This is a genomic window from Nostocoides veronense (assembly GCF_039531185.1).
Lineage (GTDB): Bacteria > Actinomycetota > Actinomycetes > Actinomycetales > Dermatophilaceae > Nostocoides_A > Nostocoides_A veronense.
In genome coordinates this window covers 1-7,706 of the sequence record NZ_BAAAPO010000058.1, presented here as the reverse complement: position 1 = coordinate 7,706, position 7,706 = coordinate 1, and the positions used below count along the sequence as shown (strand labels likewise).

At 64.4% G+C, this 7,706-nt stretch carries 9 protein-coding genes; 2 read left to right on the top strand and 7 right to left on the bottom strand.

Annotation, left to right across the window (positions count from 1 at the left end):
• The coding region (locus ABD225_RS17290) for a hypothetical protein (protein WP_344088511.1) at positions 1-890 on the top strand (890 nt) is incomplete at its 5' end.
• Between the two features lie 13 nt (positions 891-903).
• Here ABD225_RS17290 and ABD225_RS17285 read toward each other — a convergent pair.
• The 3 genes from ABD225_RS17285 to ABD225_RS17275 are packed head-to-tail and all read right to left on the bottom strand — an operon-like array spanning position 904 to position 4,001.
• A complete protein-coding gene (locus ABD225_RS17285; RefSeq protein ID WP_344088508.1) occupies positions 904-2,142 on the bottom strand; it encodes a DUF6119 family protein in 1,239 nt (412 codons plus the stop codon).
• Between the two features lie 57 nt (positions 2,143-2,199).
• Entirely contained in the window at positions 2,200-3,351 is a 1,152-nt protein-coding gene (locus ABD225_RS17280) for a helix-turn-helix domain-containing protein (protein ID WP_344088505.1), read from the bottom strand.
• A gap of 44 nt (positions 3,352-3,395) precedes the next feature.
• Positions 3,396-4,001: a hypothetical protein gene (locus ABD225_RS17275; RefSeq protein WP_344088502.1), complete on the bottom strand. Its 606-nt coding sequence runs from the start codon at positions 3,999-4,001 to the stop codon at positions 3,396-3,398.
• Between the two features lie 109 nt (positions 4,002-4,110).
• On the opposite strand from ABD225_RS17275, the gene ABD225_RS17270 reads away from it, so the two are divergent.
• The gene (locus ABD225_RS17270; RefSeq protein ID WP_344088499.1) at positions 4,111-4,872 is read left to right on the top strand and encodes a DUF4145 domain-containing protein; all 762 of its coding nucleotides are present in this window, start codon (positions 4,111-4,113) and stop codon (positions 4,870-4,872) included.
• Positions 4,873-5,201: 329 nt separating this feature from the next.
• Here the strand turns inward: ABD225_RS17270 and ABD225_RS17265 are convergent, their stop codons facing one another.
• The 4 genes from ABD225_RS17265 to ABD225_RS17250 all read right to left on the bottom strand — a co-directional run bounded on the left by ABD225_RS17265 (position 5,202) and on the right by ABD225_RS17250 (position 7,398).
• Positions 5,202-6,104 (bottom strand): ketopantoate reductase family protein, encoded by a 903-nt coding sequence (locus ABD225_RS17265; RefSeq protein ID WP_344088496.1) that lies wholly within the window; start codon positions 6,102-6,104, stop codon positions 5,202-5,204.
• A gap of 80 nt (positions 6,105-6,184) precedes the next feature.
• A complete protein-coding gene (locus ABD225_RS17260) occupies positions 6,185-6,796 on the bottom strand; it encodes a GNAT family N-acetyltransferase (protein WP_344088493.1) in 612 nt (203 codons plus the stop codon).
• Between the two features lie 102 nt (positions 6,797-6,898).
• Positions 6,899-7,156: a Txe/YoeB family addiction module toxin gene (locus ABD225_RS17255; protein ID WP_048548373.1), complete on the bottom strand. Its 258-nt coding sequence runs from the start codon at positions 7,154-7,156 to the stop codon at positions 6,899-6,901.
• Positions 7,153-7,398, bottom strand: coding sequence for a type II toxin-antitoxin system Phd/YefM family antitoxin (locus ABD225_RS17250; RefSeq protein WP_048548370.1), 246 nt, complete (start codon positions 7,396-7,398; stop codon positions 7,153-7,155). Before ABD225_RS17250 ends, ABD225_RS17255 begins: the two co-directional genes overlap by 4 nt.
• Between the last annotated feature and the right edge of the window lie 308 nt (positions 7,399-7,706).

Sequence of the window (7,706 nt, the reverse complement as noted above, 5' to 3'; positions counted from 1 at the left end):
CCTCGGGAAGGTGCGCTCCCTCACGCCACCCCGCCGAAGGCCATCCACAGGTTCTGATCATTGCTCCCATTAGGCCGCAGGATCTCCAAGACATGCTCTGGGAGTACGCCATCGACGTCTACGCGAACGAGCCGCACCGCAACCTCACTGAGGCACACGGATCTCCGACACCCCTGAGCCCAGCCATGGTGTGGGCCGACTACGTGACGTCATTCGGTGAGCTCGACCGCCCCGCTGATCCATGGCTCTACCTCAAGGGCCTCCAGCGCGCCGAGCGCCTGCTGAGCCCGGAGGGAATCCGCCTGCACACGGTCACCTACAACTCCAGTGAGCTCCAGCAACTGCGATCAGTCGTGATGCGCGGCATCGGAGTCAAGGCCCGTCCCCTCACGATCTTCTACGACCGCCTCGACACGACTCGGATCTTCTTGATCCACCCCGTCGAGCGCCACTGGATGATGGTCCCCCGCGCCATCGACCGAAACGGCAGCGTCGCTCCGATGAGCTCGCTGGTCCGCACCCATGCCCTCCGCGACATGGATCAGGACACCCGGCGCGTGCTCACGGAGACCGAGATCCACCGGCTGGAGGCAGTGCTCCTGACCCGTTGGATTGATGGCGTCTTCACCGACCGCCAAGACGGGCGGTATGCCGCCATTGAAGGCGGTCACCAACGCACCTACGCACATGACCTGGAGCAGGCCAGCAACGAGGTCCTCTCGCTCGCGTTCCCCAAGCCCGAGGCAAAGCCGGCGGCCGAACCAGCGTTGCAGGAGTACCCCGACACCCGCGATGACGACGAAGAGTTCGACTACACCGAGGAGATCGAATTCGACGACGACCTCTCCGACTCCTTGGTCGAGGACGAGTCGGGATGGGGGACGTCATGACCGAGCTGACTATTCACCGGCGCCTCATGCCCCAGGACATCGACGACTGGAAGCACCTCGTCATGAACCAGAACCCGCGTCCCGAGCTGGGCGGTCCCGTCACAGCGCGACTGTTGATGTTCTCCGCGTAATCGTGGTGGATCTGGTACCAATTGCCGTCGTAGGAAGCGTACGTACGGCCGTCAACTTCGCATTGGAAGGCGATCCAGCGACGGAGTGGGATCGCTTGACTGATGGCGTCTTCACCCTCTGGGTCTCGGAACACCTGGATGCTGGCTCGATCCAGTCGGTCAAGCCGTGCTCCCACGGGGTAATTCTGGAGCGCTTTTTCGATCTCACCCCACTCTGGCTGCCCTCGCCGCAGGTAGTTTTCCCGGCGCGGCCACAGATTGCGGGGCAACCAGGCATCGGGTGTGCTGTTCTCGTCGACTCGCTCGTGAGGCCAAGCCAGCCCAATCGTTCCGTTGTCGCCATCAAGGACGGCGGAGAGGCGTGCGTCGAGTGTCTTCTTTAGTTCGGGGTTCTTGACCGCTGTGAGTTGCTCGAGAATCTTCAAGTGCTCTGGGGGAGGGCCTGCGAGAACCGACTCGAGAACGTCCAAATCGGCAAGAACGTCGGCGGCAGTGAGCCCTATCGGGAGGTTGAGCGCGTCGGCCCCTCTCACCTGGGTGAGCTTCCCGTCCGCACGGGCGAGACGTGGGAGGTTTGCGACCGCGACGATGCGACTCACAGCCTCGCCGATGTCGCCGATGCCAAACCCGAGAAGCCCGTCGCCTTGCGGGATGCTCGCTCGTGACGTCCGGGACCGTTCATCCATTGTCGTTACAGTGAGCGAGCGCAGTTGGTCAGGTTCAGCGGTGCGGATCGCGATCCTTTGCCCGAAGAGATTATCGAGCCGGCCTGGGTCGAGGAGCTGGAAACCCATCCCGTAGGTAAGCGCGTACGCCACCGCATCGTCGGGGGCGGTAGCAGGACTCGGACGTAGCAAAATCAGCCCCGCAGGAGTTGCGCCAGCGATAGCCACGTCGCGTCCCGTCAATGCTGAAACGGCTGCGCACCAGCCAGCAGAGTCCCTGGTCATGGCGCCACTGACGAGCAGGGCCGGCCGTCCTCCCACCATCACGTCCTCCACGGCGAAATGCTCGTGGTCTAGGTACTTCGCGCGAACAGCCTTCCGAAAGTCGTCAACTCCGGTGAGACGATAGACAGTCGTTCTGCGCCCTGCAGCCTTGTCACTGTCATGTACAGCCATGCGTTTCGGTGGCCTTCCGTGCGTGTAAGTCTCTTGGGATAGGGGTCTTGTTGAGCCTCAATACTTGGACGCACGGCGCTTCCTCGAGATCGGCACCACTCCAACTGGGAGATCGGGGCGGTTCGGGCTCTCCAGGTCCCAGGCTTGCCAGTTCCGCACGTACCGAGGAGCGAGGCCGAGTGCTGCGGCGGCTGTGTCGCTATCCTGACCCGCTTGCGCCAGTGCCTTAGTGAGCCAGACGGCGTGTTCGTGGCCGACCGGAACGGGTTCGACCTTGTTCCAGCGTCGGGCGCTGATCTGCTTGTACAGGCTGCGAGCGTGCTGATCATCGATTCGGCCGAGCTGCCCTAGCCGGACAACGAGCATCTTGATAGAGACGCCCCAAGTCCTCTTGAGCTCGGCAAGGGTTGTCAGGGTCACGCGGTCCCCGAGGCGTTCCAGGTCGGCTAGGAGGGGGTCGCCCGGAGCGAGGAAGGCTCCGGCGAATCGGTGAGCCTGCTGCTCGACTAGGCGTGCCTGTTCGGCGGTGGCTGGGGGTGGAGTTGTGGCGTGCAGGGTGAGGTGGCCGAGCTCGTGGGCGACGGTGAAGCGCTGGCGGTCCCCCGACGGGCTTACCGGGCCATGGTCGGTGAGGTGTGGCTTGCTTACCCTGATGACCGGTATCGAGTCGACGCGCTGAGACAGGCCCATGTGGCGGCCGAGTTCGTCGTGCATAGGGAGCACGACCACGCCCAGACGTTCGACGCGCCGGATGCAGTTGCCGACCACGTCGCCATCCTCGAGGCCGGCCGCGTTACGGACTTCTCCTGCGAACTCCTCGATGGCCTCCTCGTCGTTGCCATCGTCATCGAAGTGAGGGATGGTCTCCGGTAGGAGTCGAAGGCGCAGAGCATGGATGGCACCAATGGCTGTTTCGGTATCGGCGATGTACCGGTCGACAGCCCTTTTCGATGCATCCGCATAGGCCCTCAGCCAGGGACGGGTCGACGTCGGCTGGGCTTGCGGTCGGGTCAGGTAGCCAGTGGTGCATCCGAGAGCGTCGGCGACGCGCGTGAGCGTCTCTTCATCGAGGCCTTGCCGCCCGTGCTCCGCCATGGAAACCGCGCCGGTCGGCATGCTGGCGGACTTGGCCAGCTCAGCCTGGCTCAGGCCGTTGGCGATACGTAGACGCTGGATGCGGTTGCCAGTCTCAGCTGCGGTGACGACCACGATGATGCCTCTCGTGAACGGGATGATGCGGACGCCGGGAGTGGTTAGCCAGCATCTGCCACCCCCGTCTCGTCCTCGTCGACGTCATCCATGGGCAGGTCCTCGTCGGTCGGTTGGAAGCCTCCGTCGCCCGTCGGCGGTCGGCCTGCCAGCATGTACTCTGGGCCGAGGACAAGCTCGCCCGGGTTGCCTTCCAGCCGATCCATCACTTGGGCCACGAAGAGGTGCTCAACCTGGTTGTTCTGATCCAATGTGTAGGCCAAGACCCAGCTCTCCTCGATGAACATGGAGTCGTCGTCAGCCACGTCAAGGATCCCGTCACTGCTGGAGAGGATCCGGAAGGCGCCTTCGTGCTCCTTCGTGGAGAGCATGCGGTAGTGCCGCGAGTATCCGCGATCGATGCTTCGGACCACGCGCACGCCGCCATCGCCAGTATCCAGTCCGAACTCAGGTACCGCTGCCAACGCCGCGGCAAGTGCGGACTGCATCATTGAGCGCGCCAGCCCCGAGCGGCCTCGCTCGCCCTCGCGGAAGCTCGGGTCTTGGTCGAGAGCGGTGCCAATGTTGTGGCCACGCTCGCTGAAGAACTCACGGATGCCGAAGGCGAGTCGCTCGAGCCGATCGAGCTCCTCCGAGGAGAGGTGTGACATGAGCCTGAGGATATTCCGATAGATGTCACAGGGCAAGCAGTCCTCCGAGGTGTGTCGCTCCTCACCCAAGGTGTCGCCCGCCACCGACGGGTTCCCGTAGCTTGAGTCCATGCCAGTTGGAGTCGAGGCCTTCGTCGATTGGGTCAGCCTTGACGAGTGGCCCAATCCGACGTGTCCCAAGTGCTTGCACGGTCATCTTGTCGGCAAGGAGGGGCTCACGAAGATCGAGAGCGGTCAGTCTGAACGGTGGCGAGGGGATGAGAACTGGGATCCCGACTGGATCTACGGGGCATTGGCCGGCGTCCTGAGGTGCAACAACAGCGAATGTGGCGAGACTGTTGCCGTCGCGGGTTCCTGGCGAGTCGGCGATGCGCGATCCCCGTACGAACAGTACGACGAGCAGCTGTTCGTGAAGTACTTCGATCCTCCGCTCCACATGATGAACGTCCCGGACGGAACGCCAGAGTCCACCAAGGGGGCGATCGAGGACGCCTCGCGGCTACTCCTCATCAACCCGAGCGCCTCAGCAAACCGCCTCCGGCAGGGAATCGAATCTCTGATGGACGCCAAGAAGGTCAAGAAGACGAGGTACTCAACGCCGAAGAACGGGAAACGCAAACGCGTGAGACTTACCCTTCACGGGCGCATTGACTCGTATCGAGCGCAAGAACCCGAGATTGCTGACCTCTTGGAGGCCGTCAAGTGGATCGGCAACGACGGTTCCCACGAGTCAGACCTCAAGGCGGACGAAGTTCTGATAGGTGCCCGAATCCTTGAGGTTGCGCTGAGGCGCCTGTTTGAAACTCATGGCGCAGCCCTCGATCGACAAGTTCGAGAGATCATCAAGCGCAAGGGTGTCCGCAAACGCTAATTGCTTGGCCGACCGTCGTATTGGTGGCCCTCGCCGAGCCGGGTCTCAAACTTCGCCGCTCATCACGTCCCAGAATTGCCGCCGGAGGGGTCGCGGCGTCTCACAACTGCCCTCTGCTGACAGGCGGGGAGCGATTCTGGGAAATACTCGCGAGTTCGGGACAGGTGGGACAGATCGGCCACTTCAGCGGCGGATTTTGGGACGAACCCTTCCCCCAGCCTCGACTCGGCGAGGCCGGCTTCAGGTTCCTGGTTGACTCCCCCCTGGACCGATCAGCGGCAGGAGCGCCTTACCTCTCCGCGGCAAAGTAGTGCGTTCCGAGCACCCGCTCAGGTGCCGGCCAAAGGAGCGAGCAGCTGGCGGTAGAGGCCGGGGCCGTGGCCCGCGAGGTCCAGGGCGTGAGCGGCCACGGCCCGCTGTTCGGTGGTTCGGGTCGCGGTGGCATGGGGGAGCATGGACACCTGCACGACGGGTCGTGACAGCTGCGCAGCCCAGTACAGGGCGGCGATCGGCAGGGGCACCCGGCCGAAGATCATCCGCAGGTTGCGCGGTGTGATGCGAGCCCCCTGCGCTTCGAGGGAGTCGAAGGCCTGTCGCATGGCCCGAACCAGCAGGACAGCGCCGCGCACTCGCTGTGATCGCGTCTCCAAGGGCTGCTCCAGGACCAGGGCGGCCATGGCGGCCACGAACACCGTGTGGGTGTCCAACCAGGCGTGCATGTCCGGCTCGGTCCGCAGGTGGGGGTCGATCGCGCCGAGCAGCTGCGACGCGAACTTGGAGCCGGCTGCCCCGTCCTCGACCACGGTGGGCTGCTGCCCCACCCGGTGGGCGGTCACCTGCCCGTCCTTCACGCCGCCGCCCACACCGGAGAAGCACCAGACCAGCCGGTCGCGGCCCAGGCGATCCTCCACGTCACTGCGCAGCTCGAGGGGGTTGGTGAACATCCAGACCCACCCAGCCGGGCTGGCTGCGATGTCGTCCAGGGCCGCAGCCAACTGGTCACCGCGAACGGCGACCAGCAGGACGTCGCAGTCTGTCACTTCCGGTGACTTCGTCACGGCCACGTCGGGCGCAAGGATCCGGCCGTCGAGGCCCACGAGCAGTCCATGGCGGCGCAGGTCGACGAGTCTCGATCCTCGTGCGGTCAGGGTGACCTCGTGACCGGCGTCGGCCAGCAGCGCCGCGTAGACCGATCCAACGACACCTGCCCCGAGCACCCTCACACGCGCCATAGTGCGAGCCTATGCGCCAGGAGGACCCAGAAGTGCCGGTGCGCCACCGGCGGCATATCCGGATGTTCGGGAGGCGGAGGTCACTCGCTCCGATGATGGCCACGTGGCGGATTCAGCCTGCCGCTGCCCCGATTGATTCGCGCGTGGAGGTGCATGTCGTGCCAGCCGTCGCTGTGGAGGACTGAGCTGTGGGCCGTTCCCTCGACTTCGTACCCACACTTCACGGCAACGCGGCACGAGGCAGCGTTCTGGACGGAGTGGTGAAGGTCGAGACGGTGGAACCCGACGGTCTCGAGCGCCCAGTTGGACAGTGCCGTCAAAGCTTGGATCGCAACCCCGTTGCCTCGCGCCTCAGGAGCGGTCCAGTACGCGACCTCGGCCCGCCCTTCTTCCAGGTCAACGGTGCGTAGACCGACCCGTCCGACCGGGGCGCCTTCTCGTCTCACCACCCAGTCGGCGCCGTGCTCGCCCTTCCATCGCAACGCTCTTGCGGTGATCCACTCGCGGGCTTCCTTCACGTCCATCGAGCGCACGTGCCAACGCTGGATAGCCGGATCGCAATACACCTCGGCCAGGAACTCGGCATCGCGGTCACACCACGGCTCGAGTTCCATGTCCCCTGCCGTCAGCCTGGGCTGGGTATGACCGGAGAAGACTCCGCTTCGCAAGACCGGCAATACGAGCGTGGGCACCCGCGAAGCATAGGCGTAAGTCCTTGGCACTCCGGACACGACGCCATGACGTCTCATCACCGGTGCACGACCGCTCGGAGCGCGGCAGGAGCGGACGACTCGTCAGACGTAATGGAAGCGGGCTTGGAGGATCACCAGGTCGTCGCCGTCGACGAGGTAGACGAGCCGATGTTCCTCGGTGATCCGGCGCGACCATGCCCCGGCCAGCATGTGTCGCAGTGGCTCGGGTTTCCCGATGCCGGCGACCGGGTCTCGCAGGGCGTCATCGATGAGTCGGTTGATCCGTTTCAGCATCTGCCGGTCAGCGGCCAGCCAATACGTGTAGTCCGCCCACCCGTTCGGTGTGAAGACCAGCCTCATCGCACCATGTCGTGCTCGTCCCGCTGCCCGGACCGTGCCTGCTGCAGGCTCTCGAGCAGGTGTCGGGCATTGGCCGGGACCCGCAACAAGTGGGCCGTCTCCTCGAGCGCGTCATAGTCCGCGCGAGACATCAGCACCGCGTCACCGCGGCGGGAGGTGATCTCGATCGGAGTGCGGTCCTCGTTGACCTGCTCGATGAGAGGAAACAAGTTCTTCCGTGCCTCGCTTGCGGTGACAGCCATGATCTCTCCTACTGGTACAGGTTCTTGTACCAGTATGACACGATCCGCCTGTGCCGACAACGTCCGACCATCGGCATGTCCGGTAAGGACCGGGCCCCGCGCAGCTGCGGAGACGTCGACGTCGAGCTGCGCAGGCTGACCTCGTGATGGCCGTCTCAGAATCCCCCGCTGAAGCAGTCTCATTATCGACCGCCCAGGCAGGCGCCTGTCTCAGAGTCGTGCGCCGCTGACAGTGTCAACGGGTCAAGTCCGGGCTGGTGGTGTACGAGGGTGATGCCTTCGAGGTTGTTCGTTAGGCGTTGATGGCG